Below are 19,544 nucleotides of genomic sequence, written 5' to 3' on the forward strand. Positions count from 1 at the left end.
TTTTTTTAGTACTTTATACCCTAAATTTAATTGTCCCAAAGAATCTGCTGTAATAGGATGAATAAACATAGTCAAATATAATGAGAATGAGTGCTAGTCAAACTAACTAGCACTCATTCTCATTAATTTAGAAGCCCATTCTATCGCTTGAATATAAAAATGATTGATTACTTCTTTTGGAATTGGCAGATCTTTGATATCCCAATCTGTTTTCTCGATTTTGATAGACCATCCTAGCACCTTATGCAAATCATTTTCTCTCCCCAAAAGAGCGTCCTGAATTTCATCTGAAAGGGGTAAATCTTTTAAAACTTCAGTAATACTTCTATGCATCAATGTATCAATTAAAGAAAACATACCTGTTAACATATAAGGAGCAGAATGCGAATGTCCAAGATAATGTGCCATTTGTTCACATAATTTCCCACGTACTAAAGACAATTTAATAACCTCATGCATGTCTTGGTCATTTGGGGTCTCAATACTCTTTAGTGATAAAACATAAATCCATTTCTTTAATTCATTAAGCCCCAGCAAAACAATGGCTTGTTTAATGGACTCAATTTTGTTTACAGGGCGAAATGCTGGAGAGTTTATCAATTTTAATAGTTTATATGACATGGAGATATCATGCTCAATGGAAGATGCAATCACATCTATATCTGGTTCTGCCTTTGATAGCTCCGCTAAAATATGATAATACGTTTTCAAATACACGGGGATATCATGACTGGAAATAATATACGGACGACTAAAAAAATATCCCTGAAAATAAGTATAACCAACCTGTTTTGCAAATAAAAACTCTTCCCTTGTTTCCACCTTTTCAGCTAGGAGTTTTATATGATGCGGGCGATATTTTCGTACCATTTCTCTTTGGATTTCCTTCGTTGTTTGAAGAAAATCAACTTTAATAATATCAATATACTGTATGAGCTTTGGAAAATGCTCAGCTTTCTCTTGAATGAGAAAATCGTCTAAAGCAATTGTGTAGCCTAAATCTTTTAATTCTTTACAAGTGAAGATCAAGTCTTCATCTATCTCAACATTTTCTAATATTTCAACAACAATCGAACCAGGATTAAAAAAAGTTGGTACCTTTGATTTTAATAAGCTTTCAGTAAAGTTAACAAAACATTGTTTTCCCTCTGAAAGGTCATGCATGCCGATATTTAAAAAACTATTGATAATAACTTCCGTAGTTGCCTGGTCACCATCAATATTAGGAAAAGTATTTTCATTACTTCCTCTATATAAAAGTTCGTATGCAATGACTTCCTCTTTTAAATTAAATATTGGCTGCCTAGCGACAAAAACTTCCATCTTTGATCCCCCGATACAAAAAAACCAATAATTACAAGTAATTCCTATTTTACTACAGGAACCGTAATAATGAATCATTTATTTAAAACATTCATTTATTTATATAACTTTTTACCCTTTTCCTTTAATAATATTTATTTTTTTGGTTTTTGTACGACAAGTTTTTTATAAAGGCTCTTTTCTGAAACTTTGTTGCTATAAAATAAGTGTTAAGTATGGTTGATATCCACTCCAGGATGCTCGCTTTCCGTGGGGCGAGCGGTGAGTCTCCTCGACGCACAGCGTCTGTGGGGTCTCACCTGTCTCGCTACTCCCACAGGAGTCTCGCACCTTCCGCGGAAATCAGCCTAAACAGTTTTGTCCAAAGTACCTATTAAAAACAACAATCTTTTAGAAAAAAACCTTTATAAATTACTTAAAAATTTACATGTCAACTTGATCCATCCAAAAAAAGATAACCACAATGGAACACTGAGTAATGTAGCCCAAAGCATACCTTTAAAGAAGTTTTCTTCATACATACCTCTCACATCCTTTAAAAAGGGATCATTAGCTATATTTTTTCCATCCGGATATTATATAAACAAATAGAAAACGCTTACATTTTATGCATTTTCATTATTACTAACATATTCATCTATAACCTTTTCAATTCCTTTATAATCCCTTCATCATTTTCCAACATCGTTTTCAATTTCCTTCATGCTCACCCCACCTGAAGTATTATCATATAGTAGTTACATATGAAGGTAAGGAGTGAGGATTAATGCCTGCCATTGATGGAAAACAATACCTTGATCGAATGAATAAACTCAATCCTAACGTCTGGATAAAAGGTAAAAAAATTAATGAGAAACTATTTAAACACCCAGCCTATAAAGGAGCTATGCAAGCAAAAGCATCCCTTTATGATATGCAGCTATCACCTGAGCTGGTATCTAAAATGACGTACCTTTCCCCAACTACATCTCAAAAAGTAGGATTATCTTTTTTGCAGCCAAAGTCAAAAGAGGACCTCGAATCAAGAAGGTTCATGATTAGGACCTGGGCAAAAAAAACCGCAGGACTAATGGGGAGAACTCCAGATTACTTAAATACAGTCATGATGACCTTTGCCGCTTCTGCATCAATCCTTAAAGAGCAGGATGAAGAGTTCACCAAAAATTTACTAAAAATGTATGAATTTGCGCGTGAAAATGATCTTTCCTTTACTCATAGCTTTATCAACCCTCAAATAAATCGATCACTAAATTATGAAGAAGATTCAACACACCCAATTGCGGCAAGGATTGTCCAAAAGAAAGCTGATGGATTGATTGTGAAGGGTGCAAGAATGTTAGCAACTCAAGGAGGTATGACTGACGAGATTTTAGTTTTACCAACTGGACATAGTGATGAATACGCCTTTTGCTTTAGCATTCCAACAGATGCTGAGGGGATAAAATTCATTTGCCGTGATTCTTTTACTGAAGGAGAGTCAACATTCAATTATCCACTTTCTTCTCGTTTTCATGAAATGGATACAATGATTGTATTTGATCATGTATTAGTTCCATGGAATCGTGTCTTTTTTTATCATCGACAAGACTTGGCACATAAGCTTTTTTCAAGAAGCAGTTTTACACCGCATACTCTTCATCAAGTCATCATTAGACAAGTCGTAAAAACTGAATTTCTCCTTGGACTGGCACAAAAAATGGTTATGACCTTAAACATCGCAGAATACCAGCATATCCAAGACAAAATCAGTGAGATGATTATTGGATTGGAAACAATGAAAGCTTTACTAGACCGATCAGAGCTTGAAGCAAAGATTGATGAATGGGGAATAATGGTTCCAAATATTCACTCATTATTTGTTGCGAGTAACTTGTTTCCAAAGCTCTATCCTCGTATGGTAGAAATCATTCAATTAATAGGGGCGGGCGGCTTGGTAGCCATTCCTTCTGAGGAGGATTTTACATCAAGTTTATCAACTGACATCAACCATTTTTGTCAAGGATCTGCTTGTGATGCAGAGACAAAAGCAAGGTTGTTCAGACTTGCCTGGGATCTTACGATGAGTAGTTTTGGTTCACGCCAAACTCAATATGAGCGTTACTTTTTTGGGGATCCTGTTAGATTATCGTCAACCCTCTACAATGGATATCCCCGAGATCCGTATATTCGTGAGGTTGAGGAATTTTTGGAGTTAGATAAAGAGGCTTATTAGAGTCTTGGCCTCTTTATCTTGTCCCTATTAACTAATTTATGTTATGCCACTACATTTCACTTACCCACTGTTTTACCTTTCTAGCAAGCTCATCTGCTGTCTCCTGTTCTACATTTTTTACTAATGAAGCGACTAAACGATCATAGAGCTCATCCCTTTTTTCTTCATATGAAATTGTCGTAGACCATTCGATTTCAGGGACCGCAATTAAACTATATTCCTCTTTTTTATTTTCATAAATATACACATTTGTAATGTAGCTGTTTTCATTTTTCACATTCGCTTTTCTAATTTTCACTCTACTCATCCTTTCTTTACTCATGAAATTATTATAATCGATGCTCGTACGTATTTCAGCTTTCATCCACCTTAATGGATCTCACGAAAAATGAAAATGACAAGACATAACAAAAAAAGAACTGAAACAGAGTGTCCACTCCATATTTTTCAGTTCTTTCACTCTTAAAAATTAAAAAGATTACTTTGATCTATAACGTCACTATCATGAAAATTTGTTATGTTAAAAACATTTTGTGTATCAGTGAAATCTCCTGTATTGGCCGAACCAGAACCAAGGGACATCTTATTTGAAGCTTTAGGGGATAAACTAAAAGTATCTCCAACTTTAAATACAGCAGATTGATTAACATTATTTAATTGTATAGGACCAACAAAAGCAGGCATCCGTCCTTCTCCCTTTCTATTTGATGAACTCACTAGACTATCCTATGATAAAAAAACAGAAGGGTTCTTGCCTACCCATTTAAATTATTGCTAATGATTTCTTCCTTTGACTTTGCTCTTAATTTAATCAAACGAATCACATTTAATGTAACAGCTTTTAATACAGCATAGGTTGGTACAGCTAAAATCATCCCAATAATTCCACCAAAGCTTCCTGCACCAATTAATAATAAAATAATTGTTAATGGATGTGTGTTAAGCCGTTTTCCTATTATGAGCGGAGACAAAAGATTTCCATCTATCTGTTGTACAACGGTAACAACAATAGCTGCAAGCAATGCTTTTGTTGGTGAGTCCAGCAACCCAATTATAACCGCTGGGGCAGCACCAATAAACGGGCCCACATATGGAATAATATTCGTAATAGCTACTACAATTCCGAGGACTAAAGCATAATCTAAACCAATGATCGCATAGCCGATAAAACAGCCTAGTCCAACTGCAAGAGATACAATCAATTGCCCCTGTATATACGTAGCGAGTGTTTCATATAAGTCTTTTAAAATTTTCAATCCTTCTCCACGATAAGTTGTGGGAAACAGCTTTACTGCTTTTCCAGAGAATTTATGACCATCCTTTAACATGTAAAAAAGAATAAAAGGAACGGTGACAATCGTAAGTGTAATATTTGTTACAACACCTAATAATTTTGAAAAGCTTGATGTAATATTTTCTGGTAAGCTTGTTGCGTAACTCGTTAACGTCTGTTCCAATTGATTTAATGACACATATTCTTGTTCCATCAGCCATGTGAACCAATAAGTTTGGGACATATTTAAGATAAAGTTCGAGATTTCTCTTGCATATGTAGGAAAGTTATTAATTAAATCTGTTACCTGCTCTGAAACAATAGGTCCAATGAATGAAATAAAACCTGATACGACCCCAATAAATACGATATAAGGTATTAAAATAGCAAGTGTTCTAGGTACCCTATTTCGTTCAAGTAATTTTACAAGCGGATTAAAAATAAAAAACAAAATCCCAGCAATCAGTATTGGGAAGAACAAGGTTGAAGTAAAAACGATAATGGGTTCAAATAAAAAAGAAACTTTTGTACCAACATAGACAATTAAAAGCATTAATAAAATTTGTAATGTCCAAAAATGAACCTTTGATTTTAACACAATATTTCCTCCAGTTTTGATTCCTACCTTTTGTCAACATTATAGGCATGAAAACTAAACATTAACCTAAAGGTAAAATAAAGTATATAAATTTATACGTAAATAAACAAAAATCGTTTCAACAATTTGTCCTCATATATCTATAAATCTACATGATTCCCCTACTAATTTCCATTCTTTTCTTGTTAAATTATGTAACTCAGCTAACTGTACCTGACGTTATCCATCTCAATCTACATGTGTATGTAAATAGGTCAGTCTAATATTAAGACTGACCCTTTTCACTATTCCTCAACTTTTAATTGGAGTAAAGGTTCCTCATTCTTAACAGCTTTTTTTATTTCAATCGACCGTATAAGATGTCCTTCCATATCTAAAATGTGAAACTCATATCCTTCAAATGTTATGATATCTCCTCGCTTACTTTCTATGTTTTGTGTCAAAATCCAACCGCCAAGGGTATCAATATCTTCAGTATCAATGTTGATATGTAAGATATTATTTATATCATAAATTAATACCTTTCCATCTACAATGAAATGCCGATCTCCTTGTTTTTGAATGTCAGGTAATTCATCTTGATCAAACTCATCTCGAATATCTCCGACAATTTCTTCAATAATATCCTCTACCGTTACAAGTCCTGCCGTTCCACCATATTCATCTATTAATATAGCCATGTGCACTCGTTCTTTTTGCATTTTCACTAATAAATCATGGATGGGAATTGATTCAATCACTTGAATCACTGGACGAATATATTTTTGTATAGATGTATTTTTTCTGGCATTAGGTGTTAAATAATATAAATCGGTAAAAATCTCTTTAATATTGACCATGCCTAAAATATGATCTTTATCACCGTTTACAACCGGATAACGTGTGTATTTTTCATTTCTCATCAGCTCTAAATTTTCTTGGAACGTCTTCTCTACAGAGGTTGTCACAATTTCAGTGCGCGGCACCATGATTTCTTTTGCAATACGATCATCAAATTCAAAGATGCGATTAACATATTTAAACTCGGAATGATTAATTTCACCGCTTTTATAGCTCTCTGAGAGGATGATTCTCAACTCTTCCTCTGTATGGGTAAGTTCATGCTCAGAAGCTGGTTTCAATCCTAATAAACGAACAAAGAGATTTGCAGTTCCATTTAATATCAAAATAAACGGAAACATCAAACGATAGAAAAAAAGCAGTGGTCTAGCAACAAAAAGGGTGATGGTTTCGGCTTTATATATGGCCACCGTTTTCGGTACAAGTTCTCCAATAACAACATTCAAATATGTAATAAATAAAAAAGCAATAACAAATGACAAGACAAGACTTATTGAATCATTGATATTGAAATGATGGAATAGCGGATGTAATAAACTTGAGATTTTGGGCGTACCTAACCATCCTAAACCTAAGGCAGTCATTGTAATTCCTAACTGACATGCCGATAAATATCCATCAAGATTTGAGGTTACTTTTTTGGCAGCAACAGCAGCTTTATTACCTTCTGCAATTAGCTGATCAATTCTAGAGCTTCTTAATTTGACAATAGCATATTCTGAAGCTACGAAAAATGCTGTTATGGCAACAAGAACCGTAACAATAAACAAGTTTACGATATCCAAAATAAAGGGCTGATCATACATATCTCTATTAGACTTGTATCTCTCAATCATTCATATCATTTCTGATCAGACCCTGTCACCTCCTAAAAATAAGCTAAGGCGTTAATTCATTCGTTATCATCATATTATCTTCTGTCAACCTTTCAGTCAAACAATCTATGTGTTCTTCAGTCGCAAGTTATAAATGAAAACAGACCCTCTTTAGGTCTGCTTCTTTATATAGCCTAAACTGATTGCCGATATTCAGAAATAAACTGTTCAACTGTATTGTCCATTCGTTTAATTTCCTTTATAGCATCCTCATAGCCAATCTTTCGGTAATGGTGTTTACCAAATGGTTCCTCATCCATTTCATCTGCTAAACGGACAATTCGTTGTAATGAATTTTTTTTCATAGAATTTTCCGGTAAATATGAATCCGTGTGCAGGAGAATGGCAAGGGCAATATCCTTCGCATATTTTCGATCCTCACCTAGCCTGATTAAAAGCTTATGTGCACGTTCAGCGCCCTTAATTGCATGAATATCGTTTTTGACATATGCATCATAATCCCATTCCCCATTTTTATACCATTCATAATGCCCAATATCATGAAGCAATCCCGCCTTAGCGGCTATGTCAGGATTTACATCATGCTTTATAGCGAGCTCAACAGCATATTGGGCAACTGTAATCGCATGTGAAACACCGGAACGATTTAAATATTTTTGTGCAATTGGATGTGTAAAAACATCGATTAATCTAACTCGTCGCATGGTAACCCTCCTACATTTTTAGTCAAACCAAATATATAAATGTAACAATTTTCGTTTTATATTCAGAATAATCTAACACAAATAAAAAACATCTTCAAGAAAAACGTTATATTTTCTAACAATTACCGGCATTAGAAAAATAAGCTTTTATTATTTATATGAGTTAAACTGAAATTTGTAACATTTACTTAAACAAAATCGCAAGCCCTCTGATCAGCCCCGATAGGCAAAAGGCGCTCTTTGTCTTCAATTCCTGAATGGCTTATGACTAGACTAGGCGTGGATCTAGACACTAAGTACAAAATAGGAAACTCTCTGATCTTATAAAAAAAAGAAACCACATTGTAGTTTCTTTAAGTTAAGGTTTGAATGGAATATTCACTTCAAACATTGTAGAATTTTTGTTTGATTCCACATTGATTGTACCGCCATATTTGTGCACAACTTGTTTCACAATATTAAGTCCGTCTCCTCGTGGAACCCCACGCTTTTCTGCCTTTGTAGAAAAGCCTGCCTGAAAAATTTTATCCAGATTGGCCTTTGGAATCGTAGGCCCAATATTCTCCACTTTAAACATATATTTATTTTGAATAACGCGGGCCTCAACATTTATGAATCTCTCAGATTCAGCTCCTAAAAGAGTAGCATCAAATGCATTATCTATTAAATTCGAAAATATCTTTATTAAATCAATCGTATGTATATGCTTAAACAAATGATCATCAATATGAAGATGCATGTCAACTTTCTCATTTTGTGCTCTTGCCCATTTAGATTGAAGTAAAATAAAAAGGGCTGGGTTCTTAATGACCACAGGTAATTCCATTGTTTCTACCTCGGTTGTTAACGAATTCACATATTCATACGCCCTGTCCTCTCGACCAATTTTCATTAAGCCTTGAATGACTTGAATATGATTAAGAAAGTCATGGCGAATCGATCTCATTGTATGAAGCATGGACTGAAACTCAACTTGGTAAGTTTCCTCAGCATCTCCAACCTGTGAGTTCACTTTTCGTCGATACCAAATTTGAAAAGCTATAAAAACACTAAATGAAAAAAGAACTAATCCACCACTCATGATGAAAGATGGAAAACTTTTGTGCATGACTTCTTTTGTCAGCTTTTCAACTGTTCCAAGGTTTGACTCTATAACAAGAGATCCCTCATATTCCCCATCACTTTTTATGATAGGAACTGCTGACATAATCGAATGTTGATTAGACCTTTTTTTTATTTTAATAAAAAAGGATTCTTCCTTCGTAAACTGGTTTATAAATTCTTGAGAAAGTTTACAGCAAGCCTCGGTGGTTTTCCTATCGCTTTTAAGCGTGCTATATGCGCGAACGATTAATTCCTCATTTCCATCAGGTTGCACAATAAAAACATTTTCAGCCCCTAAGTATCGTTTCATTTCATTAAGTTGTGCCTCGAGCTCTTTATTATGTTCATTTGGGTTTTTATATAAATCTTCCAAACTAGATTTATCCAAAAATTCCAAGGCTTGATTTGTATTTGAAATGGCTTGATAACCAATTGTCAGGTCAATCGTTTTACGTGTATTTGAATAAGTAGTATACAAATTAAATGCTGAGAACACCATTATAATAAAAATTGATACAGAGATAACGACGGCATACTTTTTATTTTTTCTATTTCTAATTTTCAGCCACCTCTGTCCCTCATTACTAGTCCACTAAATGATAAACTCTCTCATTTTATTATCTATTGTTAATATTACAACAGTTGACATTTTTTTGGGTGATTTTTTTCAAATTTTTTATAAATGAAAACAGGTTACAAGAAGAAATCCCATTTTTCTTTACGAATTATTATACTACAAAAATCACTTCTTTTGTCTTATCTAAAAACCAAACTTTTCTCCTATAAAATGAAACTTTCGTCAATAGGATTTCTTCACCACCCACTGATCGTTAGTTGAACCAATCCAACCTTTACGGGGAGTTATCCGCCACCTGCCCTCTTTGAAAACTCAGATGCTTGGGGCAGGGATCTTATTGCCCGTTAGAGTGGGATAAAAATTCTTTTATATCGTATACTCTACCATTTTCTAACGGACCTGATAAAAGTTTTAGTAATGTCCTAGCAACAAAGCTTGGTGATCGTAGCAGCCCCTTTTCATGATATTCCTTAAATTGTTCGATTGAAGGGAATTCTTCCTTTGTTGCTTTTCTAATGGTTCCTTGCATATCTGTATCCATAATTCCTGGAGAAAATGCAATCGACGTGATGTTTGTATGTTTCTCTTCTTGTTCAATACCAACTGTTTTTGTATACATATTTAATCCTGCTTTTGTGCTGCAATATGCACTCCAGCCCGGAACAGGTCGATTTGCTGCCCCAGATGTTATATTCACAATCAGACCATCTGTAGAGGTTCCTTTTGTTTCTCGTACCACAGCCTCACTCAATAACATTGGAGTTAGGAAATTCAAATGAACATGTAATATTAATTCCTCATGATTTGCACAACCTGCTTCTTTTATCGGATTAACGGTACCTGCATTATTAATTAACGTTATTTTTTTTGCATGTTCCATATCTATTTTTGAAAATAACTTTTTTATCATATCAGGCATTTGCTGTAGATTGGACAAATCACATTCAATAAATGAAATGGGAGTTTGTTTTTCAGCAGCTATTTTTTCAAGGGAAGGGTTCACGTTTCTGGACAAACAAATTATGGTACAATCATGTCCCGCTATTTCTTTTACAATGGCTTCACCTAAGCCACGAGAAGCACCTGTTATAATATAATAATTCATCTATGTCAGCTCACTTTCGTTTGGATCGTTCTTCCAATTTCTTTTTCTTTTTTAGCATACGTGATACTGAAATGCAAGAAGGTCAATTCAACATTTTTGTCTTTGACAAACATGTATCTTAATACTAAGCTAAAATCAACATATACATATATAAATTGCTAAATAAAGTAGGGATAACATGACAGGATTTTCAAAAGACCCATTTAACTATCATTTTGACCGTTTAGAGGATGTAGCAGAAAAGGTAAGTGAAGTCCTTCAATGTCCAATTACAATCGAAGATGTGAACCATAGATTACTAGCCTACAGCACACATGACGACAGAACCGACCCTGCACGCATTTCTACTATTATTGGAAGGAGAGTTCCCGAAAAGGTCATTAATAGCTTATGGAAGGATGGAACCATTCCAAAGCTCCTAAGCACCGATGAACCTATTCGAGTAAAAAATATTGATGAAGTTGGCCTAGGCAACCGCATTGCGATATCGATCTGGAAAAATGACGAGGTACTTGGTTTTATATGGGCATTAGAAATTGAAAAGCAGCTCCAACAATCAGATCTTTTACTATTAAAAAAGGCGGCTCGAGCTGTAAAAAACAAAATGCTGAAATTACAAGTTCGAAAAACAAAAAAAGAGGAAAGAAATCAAGAGTTTTTTTGGAAGCTTCTCACAGGGCATGTCTCAACAAAAGACGAAATTACACAAGGCTTTCATGAGTTAAATTTATCTCTCCCCTCTCCGTTCTCTGTCGTTATTTATAAATTTCCCCAGGAAATTAATGATGAGGCAGAAAAGAAGCTATCTTACTTACTTCAAACAACTCAACAGGTAAATATATTATTATATACGTTTGATTATGATGAGCTCATTATCTTATTATCAGCAAAACACACCTCACCTCTAACAGATATCAAGCATTTTACGTTTTCAACCATTCGGCAGCTTAACGAGAGATATAACTTAAAAAATGTGACGGCAGGTATAGGAGGAATTTTTTCTGCCCCTAACTTTATTGAAAAAAGCTATAAGGAAGCTGTTGCTGTACTTTCACTTAAGAAGCGGTTTCCTAAAGAAACAACCGAATTAACTAGTTTTTCCGAGCTTGGATTTTATCAGTATTTAGATATTTTATATGAACAACGAAAAGAATCAGGCTATCAACATTATTCACTTACAAGATTAAAAGAGTATGATCAGCGTCACAGCACAAATCTTGTTCATACACTTGAAGTGTTTCTAGATCATGATAGTAATGTCCATGAAGCTTCAAAAGCACTTAATATTCATATTAATACATTAAATTATCGCCTGAAGAGAATTTCAGAAATCGGTGAATTAAACCTTAAAAACATGAACCAAAAGATCACGATCTACTTGCATTTAAAGCTAGAGCATATGTCTTTGTGATTTTTCACAAACAAGGTCAAAACCTTTCTCATTTTTAAACAAAGATATTTATTTGTTTTTTATTTATACTTGCATTAATAAATAGAAACAATATAAATATTGGCTTAAAAGGAGGAAGGTTTATTTATGATTATCGGGGTTCCAAAGGAAATTAAAAATAATGAAAATCGAGTCGCCTTAACGCCAGGTGGAGTTACACAATTGGTTGCATTTGGACATCGTGTATTAATTGAAGATCAAGCAGGTGCAGGAAGCGGTTTTGAGAATGAAGATTACCAACATGCCGGTGCAGAAATTATTGACACAGCTGCAAAGGTATGGGCGGAAGCCGAAATGGTTATGAAAGTGAAAGAACCTCTTCCATCTGAATATGCTTATTTTCGAAAAGGATTAATTCTATTCACATATTTACATCTTGCAGCAGAGCCTGATTTAGCCCAAGCCTTGAAGGATAGCGGTGTAACAGCCATTGCTTATGAAACTGTTACCGTTAATCGGACTCTGCCATTGCTTACCCCTATGAGCGAAGTTGCCGGACGTATGGCTGCACAAATAGGAGCGCAATTCCTCGAAAAACCTAAAGGTGGAAGAGGAATATTACTAGCTGGTGTACCTGGGGTTAGTCGCGGTAAAGTAACGATTATCGGCGGTGGTGTTGTCGGAACAAATGCGGCGAAAATGGCAATCGGCTTAGGAGCAGATGTGACCATTATCGATTTAAGTGCAGATCGATTACGCCAGCTAGATGATATTTTTGGTACTCAAATCAAAACGTTAATGTCAAATCCAATGAATATTGCAACATCAGTTGCTGAAGCTGATTTACTCATTTGTGCAGTATTAATTCCAGGGGCAAAGGCTCCAACACTTGTTACAGAAGAAATGGTTCAAGCAATGAAGCCAGGTTCTGTCATTGTTGATGTTGCAATCGATCAAGGCGGAATTGTTGAAACAGTTGACCATATAACAACCCATGATAATCCAACGTATGAAAAGCACGGTGTTTTACATTATGCTGTAGCCAACATGCCAGGAGCTGTGCCACGGACATCAACAATCGCTCTTACAAATGTTACCGTCCCTTATGCATTACAAATTGCCAATACAGGTGTATATCGTGCCATCAGTGAAAGTCCTGCCCTTCAAGCCGGAGTCAATGTTATGGATGGGGAAATCACATATAAAGCAGTTGCCGATGATCTCGGCTATGTTTACAAACCAGTTCCAGAGGTTTTACAAAGAGAACATTTAATGAACTAAAAAAGAATTGTGCTAAAAAGACAGATTCGTCTGTCTTTTTATATTGGCTGTTTTCGCAAACTTTGTTGCTATATAAGTACCTGCAAAGGGGTGATTGGAGCCTCCAGGATCTCAGCTCGCTTTCAGTGGGGCGGGCGTTGAACACTTCTACGTAAGGCTGCGCGCCTGTGGCATCTCACCTGTCCCGCTGCTCCCGCAGGGGTCTCGCACCTTGTACTCCAATCAACCTAAACATTTTTTGTTCTAAGAACTTATTAAAAACATCAAACTTTTAGAATAAAGCCTTTATATTTTCCTTCTTCACACAATATCCTTCATCATTTGTTTACTTTACCGATACAAATGATGAGGGGGTGAAAAACTTGGATATTGCTGCATTATCGATAGGATTAAAACAGGCTTCATTAAGTCAAAATGTTGGTATTGCTTTAGCTAAAAAAATCATGGAAACTTCACAGCAAAGTAATGAACAACTTTTAAAAACTATGGAAGCACCCCACCCTACCCTTGGAAAAAGCATTGATATGAAAGGGTAAGATATAAATCCCCATATCTATTAGATGGGGATTTATAAAACCCTTACGCTCATGCGACAATTCGTAACAATAAATTCCACTAATGTCGAAATTCCACTAACAATTACTGTTATATCACATCCATTATTTGGTAAAACTTGTACTATCAGGCAAGATTAGACAAAATCTTCATCTCAGTCTATTTGTACTATTACACATCCACGTCTTGCCTGCTATGTATAGTGAATTAGTATATTTTATAAATGCTATTTCATTATTTATAGTAATTTGACGAACACTTGATAGAAAAATAAATAGAATAATACTACCTCCGAATTAATAGTTGACAGTTATCCTTGGATAGCTGTCTTTTTTTATTCCTGTTTCATCATCTTTTAACGAATTTCATTTTTATCCAAGTAGTCAAAAGTCACTCAATCAAAACTGTACCTTTGCTCAAGCCAAGGGTTTCCTTCCATATGATAACCATTTCTTTCCCAAAAACCTGGGTGATTATGTTCTGTGAATTGAATCCCTCTAATCCACTTTGCACTCTTCCAAAAATATAGATGAGGGATAACAGCTCGTAGTGGATAGCCATGTTCGGGAGTTAAAGGCTCATCGTTATAGCTATGAGCCAATAGATTTGTTTCCTTCATAAAGTCATCAATAGATAGATTTGTCGTCCACCCTTCCTCTGCATGCAGAATGACATATTTCGCATGAGATTGTATGTGAACTTCCTCTAATAAATCGACTGTTTTAACTCCTTGCCAACTAGCATCTAGCTTAGACCAGCCCGTTACACAATGAATGTCATTTACAAGTTTTGATTGTGGGTAATTTTTCTTTATATCCTCTAAGGTCAGAAGCTTGGGATGATCTACTAGACCATATATTTGTAAATTCCATTTCGTAATATCCTCGTAATAAGGAACACTCCCTGTATGTAATATCGGAAATGTCGTTGTGACATTTTGATTCGGAGGAACCCTCCCATTGTTATGTGTTTTTTTCTGTTTTCCAAAATACATAGGATATCCTCTCCTGGATTTTATTTTTGTTAACTAATCATTAAAAAAAGTTGACATTCTTTCCTTTTCTGTATTATTCTTTTTTTAAAGATTTGAAAAAAGGGGGAGTATAAAATGAAAAGAAGGTTAACTACATACGATATTTCATTAGTTGGCATGTTTGCTGCACTAATGGCTATCGGTGCTAATATTACGTCTTGGGCACCATTTCTTCAAGTAGCAGGTGTTCCATTATCAATGCAGCCATTTTTCTGTATTTTAGCAGGGCTTTTATTGGGCAGCAGGCTTGGTGCATTATCAATGACCATTTATGCATTAGTTGGAATTGCCGGCGCCCCTGTTTTCGCTCAGTTTAGTGGTGGAATAAGTGTGCTCTTCCAGAGCACTGGTGGATTTATTTTATCTTATATTGTGACAGCCTATGCAGTCGGCAAAATTCTTGAATTAAGTAAAGAAAAGAAGCTTTCTGCTTTCTTGTCTGCATCATTTGTTGGAATTACACTTATCTACATGATAGGGACAACGTATATGTGGCTTGCGTTAAATGTATGGATGAATGCTCCAATGTCATATGTTGCTGCTTGGGGCATTATGGCATGGTTTATTGTAAAAGATGTTGCCTTTACAATTCTAGGTGCCCTGCTTGCACCTCGTATTTATTTTGCTGTGACAAAGGCAACGAATAAAAGAATCGCTGCGTAAGCTTTAAGTAACCTCAAAAAGCCTTTGTCAATTTGACATAGGCTTTTTTCTCTATCCTATTTGATACTTTTTTGATAATCTTCAATATACTGTTGCTCCTGCTCTGAAGACATGACACCAGTTGCTTTACCGATTGTCCCTCCTTGTATGCTCCAGATCGCATTATGATCCTTATCAGCTTGAGAGAAATCTCCTTCTTTCCAACGAGTTAAAATGTCCATTACTACTTCCTCATGTTCATATTGACCATTTTCTATTACGTTTATCAGAAATAAGATACGTTCATTCGTCATTTCGTAATGTAGCCATTTTTCATCTGCAATAACCTTTTGATGAGACATACCATGCATATAGTTGAGAATATCCTCTTCTGATAATGTTGAGTTTTCACTTCCAAATGGATTGTTATTCATGATTACTTCTTTTGATACGGCCTCTGAGGCGTTTGTGCTTTCCTGAACTTCCTCCTCTACTTTTTGAGAGGATGTTGAAGTCGCTTTTTGATTCATCATATCTACTAAAATATACCCCAAAAATCCAAGACTAATGGCAACAACTATGACACTAGCTATCATTAGCTTATGATTTTTTATCCATGCCATGGTAACAACCTCCCTTAGAAAAACTTGGCTTGTCCCGAAGGCTATAAACCTTCCTTTCACCAAAACACCAAACAGAACAAAATAGGCTAGTATTATCATACAATGGATAAAATAGGTTAAACAAGGAAAGACTTTGTCGAAAAAAATCAGATTCATATTTTTTTCTATTTTATATGGTTTTATGTATAATGTTTACTAGTTTTGGTTATAAAAATAGTAGAGTAAATGAAAGAGGTGTAAAAATGAAAGCACTTGTTGTAAAGAAATATTTCTTAGATATAAAAGATAGAGAAGAATTTGAGAGAGAGATATTGGAGCAAAATCCTGAATTAGTAGAAACTGTACTAGAATGGGATGATGAAGAATTATTGGGGAAATTAAATATAATGAGAAAAAACTTGGTATAAAATGAACCAAGTTTTTTTCTCATGAAGACCTTTATAAAATAAGTGCTGCGATCCAACCAAATATAATTAGTGGAATATTGTAATGAACAAAGGTTGGCACACACGTATCCCAAATATGATGATGGTTTCCATCTGCTGCTAAACCAGATGTTGGACCAAGTGTACTGTCTGAAGCTGGTGAACCCGCATCACCAAGTGCTGCAGCTGTTCCTACTATCGCAATTGTTGCCATTGGGCTAAATCCTAACTCCAAGCATAACGGCACGAAAATAGTCGTAATAATAGGGATCGTTGAAAATGATGAACCAATTCCCATTGTGACGAGAAGGCCAACAATCAACATTAACATTGCCCCTAGCGCCTGATTTCCTCCAATCAGACTTGCTGCATCTTCTACTAGCTTCTCAACATGTCCAGTTTCTTTTAACACACTTGCAAATCCTGAAGCTGTAATCATAACGAAGCCGATGAATGCCATCATCTTCATTCCATTTGTCATCATCACATCTGCTTCATTACGCTTTAATATCCCGCCAAGAAATAAAATACTTAAGCCAGCCAGAGCACCAAAAATCATCCCTTCAACTCCAAGTTTCTGAGACAAATATAGTTGAACAGATAAAGAAACAAGAATTGCTAGAATGGCTACCGTAATACTTTTTTTCGAATAAACTTCTGTTATTTGTTGTCCAGATATTTCACGAGTTTCATATTGTCTTTTTTTACGATACGTAAAGAAAACGGCAATAAGTAGCCCGCAAACCATGCCAATAGCCGGGATAGCCATTGCAGTTGGAATGGAAGATAAAGATACAGTTAAACCACTTTCCTGCATGTTATTTTGCATAATTTCATGGAAAATAGCACCAAACCCTACAGGTAAAAACATATATGGTGTAATTAATCCAAATGTAATCACAGTTGCAATTAATCTGCGATCAATTTCAAGCTCATTTAACACCTTCAAAAGTGGCGGAATCAAAACCGGAATAAAAGCAATATGCACAGGTACTAGATTCTGTGAAAAAATGGCCATAATTAAAATCATTAAGACAATAAGTACCTTTGATAATGTTTTTCTTCTTGTTTCTCCATCGCGACCAACTACTTTTATAACACTAGACACCATGGCATCTGGTAGACCAGTTTTTGTTAACGCAACCGCAAACGCTCCTAATAGGGCATAGCTTAGTGCTACTGTAGCATTACCACCTAAACCATTGGTAAATGTCTCAATCGTTGCGGCTAAGCCTAAACCTCCTGTTAATCCACCTATTAAAGCTCCTATCACTAGAGCAAAAACCACATTTATTCTTAATAAACTTAAAACAAGCATAGCAATGACTGCTATTATGACTGCATTCAACGTCAATACCCCCAAAAACACTTTAGTTTGCTAATATGGTAGAGAATGAAACAACGGAGTTTAATTTATCATACTTTTTATAAATATGTCAATTGATATTTCAATATATTATCCTGCAACATAGAAAAGAGGATGACCAAGTCATCCTCTTTCTAGCATTTAAATATTGCTTTCAAACCTCTCTACAAAAGTTGCTAATGTTCTAGCCATTACACCTGTCGCACCTGAAGGACCTAGTTCGCTATCCTTTGACGTTGTTGCTGTACCTGCAATATCCAGATGTACCCATGGTGTATTCTCAGCAAATTCACCAATAAAAGTACCAGCCATAATGGCGTGACCTTCTCTTCCTGGCGAATTATTAAGATCTGCCATTTTACTGTTACGAACTCGTTTTTTATCATTTTCTGAAATCGGCAAACGCCAAACAGGCTCATCACATTCATGAGATGCTTGAAGAACTTGCTCAAATAGCACTTCATTATTTGTCATTGCCCCAGTTGTTTCAGTCCCTAACGCAATAATAACTCCTCCTGTTAAGGTTGCCACATCTACTAAATAATTAGCTCCATGAAATTTTGCATATGTTATACCGTCTGCTAGAGCCAATCGCCCTTCTGCATCGGTATTTAATACCTCAATCGTTTTTCCGCTTAAGGAAACAATCACATCATCTGGCTTAAATGCCCCGCCGCTAATCATATTGTCTGTTGATGGAATAACAGCTACAACATTTTGTTCAGGTCTTGTCTCACCAATAATCTCCATAGCCCCTAGAACAGCTGCAGCACCTCCCATATCTGTTTTCATGCCAACAATTCCATCCTTCGGTTTAATAGAGTATCCGCCTGTATCATAGGTAATCCCTTTACCAACAAGCCCGATGACATCAGTCCACTCTTCTTTTCCTTGATACTTTAACACAATCATTTTCGGCGGCTCTTCAGAACCTTTATTAACAGCTAACAGCGCCCCCATACCAAGACGCTCCATATCATCTTTTTCAAGGATCTCAAAGTCAAATTGGTACCTTTCGGCAAGCTCTACAGAATACGCAGCAAGTTCTGTTGCGGTTAAAAGATTAGGAGGCATATTGGTTAGTGTTCTTGCACTATTTGTACCCGTTCCAAATGCATACCCAACTTCCAAACTCGATTTTATTTCGTCTAGATCTCCATTCTCTGAAAAGATATGAACGGTTTCAATCATTTTTTCAGGTTCATTTGATTTTTGCTTATAATCTAAAATTTTGTATGTTGAAAGAGCAAATGCCTCAGCCATTGCATGGGCAACTTCTTGATCACAACTTTCTTCATTGTGAAAGGTATCAAGCGCAATGATGAGATTTTGATGTTTCGCCTTTTGAATCGTTTTAAATAACTCTCCAAATACCCTCCTTAATCCATCAAAGGAAAGCTTCTCTTTTTGTCCTAATCCAACAAAGAAAATCCGTTTAAAAGAAAGCCTTCCTAGGGTATGCAGCTTAGTGATTGATTTATATTTTGTTTGCAAATCCCCTTCTTTTAATAACTGAGATAAGTCTCCCCCTAATCTTTCATCTATCTCTTTTGCTAAGCCTGTTAATTTGCTAGTTTTTTGATAAAGTCCAATAACAAGTGTATCTTGCTGATCTATTTGTTCTAATTGATGATGTACTTTAAATACCAACATCTGC

At 35.4% G+C, this 19,544-nt stretch carries 18 protein-coding genes; 6 read left to right on the plus strand and 12 right to left on the minus strand.

What is annotated here, in order from left to right; genetic code table 11:
* Nucleotides 1-102: 102 nt before the first annotated feature.
* The gene (locus AC4GZ8_RS18010; RefSeq protein ID WP_491083281.1) at nucleotides 103-1,323 is read right to left on the minus strand and encodes an EAL and HDOD domain-containing protein; all 1,221 of its coding nucleotides are present in this window, start codon (nucleotides 1,321-1,323) and stop codon (nucleotides 103-105) included.
* Nucleotides 1,324-2,089: 766 nt separating this feature from the next.
* Here AC4GZ8_RS18010 and hpaB point away from each other — a divergent pair.
* Nucleotides 2,090-3,535, plus strand: coding sequence for a 4-hydroxyphenylacetate 3-monooxygenase, oxygenase component (gene hpaB / locus AC4GZ8_RS18015; RefSeq protein ID WP_491083282.1), 1,446 nt, complete (start codon nucleotides 2,090-2,092; stop codon nucleotides 3,533-3,535).
* Between the two features lie 49 nt (nucleotides 3,536-3,584).
* On the opposite strand, the gene AC4GZ8_RS18020 is transcribed toward hpaB, so the two are convergent.
* From AC4GZ8_RS18020 to AC4GZ8_RS18050, 7 genes are all read right to left on the minus strand, one after another.
* Nucleotides 3,585-3,833 carry a YueH family protein gene (locus AC4GZ8_RS18020; protein WP_491083283.1) on the minus strand — a complete coding sequence of 83 codons (249 nt, stop codon included), beginning with the start codon at nucleotides 3,831-3,833 and terminating at the stop codon, nucleotides 3,585-3,587.
* A 164-nt stretch (nucleotides 3,834-3,997) separates the two neighbouring features.
* Complete coding sequence (locus AC4GZ8_RS18025) at nucleotides 3,998-4,219, minus strand: spore germination protein (protein ID WP_491083284.1); 222 nt, start codon at nucleotides 4,217-4,219, stop codon at nucleotides 3,998-4,000.
* Nucleotides 4,220-4,290: 71 nt separating this feature from the next.
* Entirely contained in the window at nucleotides 4,291-5,406 is a 1,116-nt protein-coding gene (locus AC4GZ8_RS18030; RefSeq protein WP_491083285.1) for an AI-2E family transporter, read from the minus strand.
* A gap of 284 nt (nucleotides 5,407-5,690) precedes the next feature.
* Nucleotides 5,691-7,031: a hemolysin family protein gene (locus AC4GZ8_RS18035; RefSeq protein WP_491083341.1), complete on the minus strand. Its 1,341-nt coding sequence runs from the start codon at nucleotides 7,029-7,031 to the stop codon at nucleotides 5,691-5,693.
* A gap of 224 nt (nucleotides 7,032-7,255) precedes the next feature.
* Nucleotides 7,256-7,786, minus strand: coding sequence for an HD domain-containing protein (locus AC4GZ8_RS18040; protein WP_491083286.1), 531 nt, complete (start codon nucleotides 7,784-7,786; stop codon nucleotides 7,256-7,258).
* Between the two features lie 358 nt (nucleotides 7,787-8,144).
* A complete protein-coding gene (locus AC4GZ8_RS18045; RefSeq protein ID WP_491083287.1) occupies nucleotides 8,145-9,368 on the minus strand; it encodes a sensor histidine kinase in 1,224 nt (407 codons plus the stop codon).
* A 433-nt stretch (nucleotides 9,369-9,801) separates the two neighbouring features.
* A complete protein-coding gene (locus tag AC4GZ8_RS18050) occupies nucleotides 9,802-10,572 on the minus strand; it encodes a (S)-benzoin forming benzil reductase (protein ID WP_491083288.1) in 771 nt (256 codons plus the stop codon).
* Nucleotides 10,573-10,750: 178 nt separating this feature from the next.
* Here AC4GZ8_RS18050 and adeR point away from each other — a divergent pair, with 178 nt between their 5' ends.
* The 3 genes from adeR to AC4GZ8_RS18065 all read left to right on the plus strand — a co-directional run bounded on the left by adeR (nucleotide 10,751) and on the right by AC4GZ8_RS18065 (nucleotide 13,779).
* Nucleotides 10,751-11,983, plus strand: coding sequence for a sporulation transcriptional activator AdeR (adeR, locus tag AC4GZ8_RS18055; RefSeq protein ID WP_491083289.1), 1,233 nt, complete (start codon nucleotides 10,751-10,753; stop codon nucleotides 11,981-11,983).
* Between the two features lie 126 nt (nucleotides 11,984-12,109).
* Complete coding sequence (gene ald / locus AC4GZ8_RS18060; protein ID WP_491083290.1) at nucleotides 12,110-13,243, plus strand: alanine dehydrogenase; 1,134 nt, start codon at nucleotides 12,110-12,112, stop codon at nucleotides 13,241-13,243.
* Between the two features lie 353 nt (nucleotides 13,244-13,596).
* Entirely contained in the window at nucleotides 13,597-13,779 is a 183-nt protein-coding gene (locus AC4GZ8_RS18065; protein ID WP_491083291.1) for a YjfB family protein, read from the plus strand.
* A gap of 413 nt (nucleotides 13,780-14,192) precedes the next feature.
* Here the strand turns inward: AC4GZ8_RS18065 and AC4GZ8_RS18070 are convergent, their stop codons facing one another.
* Nucleotides 14,193-14,792, minus strand: coding sequence for a sulfite oxidase-like oxidoreductase (locus AC4GZ8_RS18070; protein ID WP_491083292.1), 600 nt, complete (start codon nucleotides 14,790-14,792; stop codon nucleotides 14,193-14,195).
* 114 nt (nucleotides 14,793-14,906) lie between these two features.
* Between AC4GZ8_RS18070 and AC4GZ8_RS18075 the strand changes: the two genes are divergently transcribed.
* Complete coding sequence (locus AC4GZ8_RS18075; protein WP_491083293.1) at nucleotides 14,907-15,494, plus strand: biotin transporter BioY; 588 nt, start codon at nucleotides 14,907-14,909, stop codon at nucleotides 15,492-15,494.
* A gap of 56 nt (nucleotides 15,495-15,550) precedes the next feature.
* Here AC4GZ8_RS18075 and AC4GZ8_RS18080 read toward each other — a convergent pair whose 3' ends face one another.
* Entirely contained in the window at nucleotides 15,551-16,096 is a 546-nt protein-coding gene (locus AC4GZ8_RS18080) for a DUF6241 domain-containing protein (protein ID WP_491083294.1), read from the minus strand.
* Between the two features lie 242 nt (nucleotides 16,097-16,338).
* Here AC4GZ8_RS18080 and AC4GZ8_RS18085 point away from each other — a divergent pair, with 242 nt between their 5' ends.
* A complete protein-coding gene (locus tag AC4GZ8_RS18085; protein ID WP_491083295.1) occupies nucleotides 16,339-16,503 on the plus strand; it encodes a hypothetical protein in 165 nt (54 codons plus the stop codon).
* A 31-nt stretch (nucleotides 16,504-16,534) separates the two neighbouring features.
* Here the strand turns inward: AC4GZ8_RS18085 and AC4GZ8_RS18090 are convergent, their stop codons facing one another.
* Together AC4GZ8_RS18090 and AC4GZ8_RS18095 are read right to left on the minus strand one after the other, a co-directional pair.
* Nucleotides 16,535-17,869 (minus strand): Na+/H+ antiporter family protein, encoded by a 1,335-nt coding sequence (locus tag AC4GZ8_RS18090; RefSeq protein ID WP_491083296.1) that lies wholly within the window; start codon nucleotides 17,867-17,869, stop codon nucleotides 16,535-16,537.
* Nucleotides 17,870-18,028: 159 nt separating this feature from the next.
* Entirely contained in the window at nucleotides 18,029-19,540 is a 1,512-nt protein-coding gene (locus AC4GZ8_RS18095) for a leucyl aminopeptidase (protein WP_491083297.1), read from the minus strand.
* Nucleotides 19,541-19,544: the final 4 nt, after the last annotated feature.

Source organism: Metabacillus sp. RB-C-LZQ-3-1 (assembly GCF_058315175.1).

What these genes read in the sequence shown, in the direction of transcription:
- AC4GZ8_RS18010 (WP_491083281.1), bottom strand. Translation starts at nt 1,323, where the DNA reads ATGGAAGTTTTTGTCGCTAGGCAGCCAATATTTAATTTAAAAGAGGAA.
- AC4GZ8_RS18075 (WP_491083293.1), top strand. Translation starts at nt 14,907, where the DNA reads ATGAAAAGAAGGTTAACTACATACGATATTTCATTAGTTGGCATGTTT.
- AC4GZ8_RS18050 (WP_491083288.1), bottom strand. Translation starts at nt 10,572, where the DNA reads ATGAATTATTATATTATAACAGGTGCTTCTCGTGGCTTAGGTGAAGCC.
- adeR (WP_491083289.1), top strand. Translation starts at nt 10,751, where the DNA reads ATGACAGGATTTTCAAAAGACCCATTTAACTATCATTTTGACCGTTTA.
- ald (WP_491083290.1), top strand. Translation starts at nt 12,110, where the DNA reads ATGATTATCGGGGTTCCAAAGGAAATTAAAAATAATGAAAATCGAGTC.
- AC4GZ8_RS18040 (WP_491083286.1), bottom strand. Translation starts at nt 7,786, where the DNA reads ATGCGACGAGTTAGATTAATCGATGTTTTTACACATCCAATTGCACAA.
- AC4GZ8_RS18095 (WP_491083297.1), bottom strand. Translation starts at nt 19,540, where the DNA reads ATGTTGGTATTTAAAGTACATCATCAATTAGAACAAATAGATCAGCAA.
- AC4GZ8_RS18085 (WP_491083295.1), top strand. Translation starts at nt 16,339, where the DNA reads ATGAAAGCACTTGTTGTAAAGAAATATTTCTTAGATATAAAAGATAGA.
- AC4GZ8_RS18080 (WP_491083294.1), bottom strand. Translation starts at nt 16,096, where the DNA reads ATGGCATGGATAAAAAATCATAAGCTAATGATAGCTAGTGTCATAGTT.
- hpaB (WP_491083282.1), top strand. Translation starts at nt 2,090, where the DNA reads ATGCCTGCCATTGATGGAAAACAATACCTTGATCGAATGAATAAACTC.
- AC4GZ8_RS18070 (WP_491083292.1), bottom strand. Translation starts at nt 14,792, where the DNA reads ATGTATTTTGGAAAACAGAAAAAAACACATAACAATGGGAGGGTTCCT.
- AC4GZ8_RS18025 (WP_491083284.1), bottom strand. Translation starts at nt 4,219, where the DNA reads ATGCCTGCTTTTGTTGGTCCTATACAATTAAATAATGTTAATCAATCT.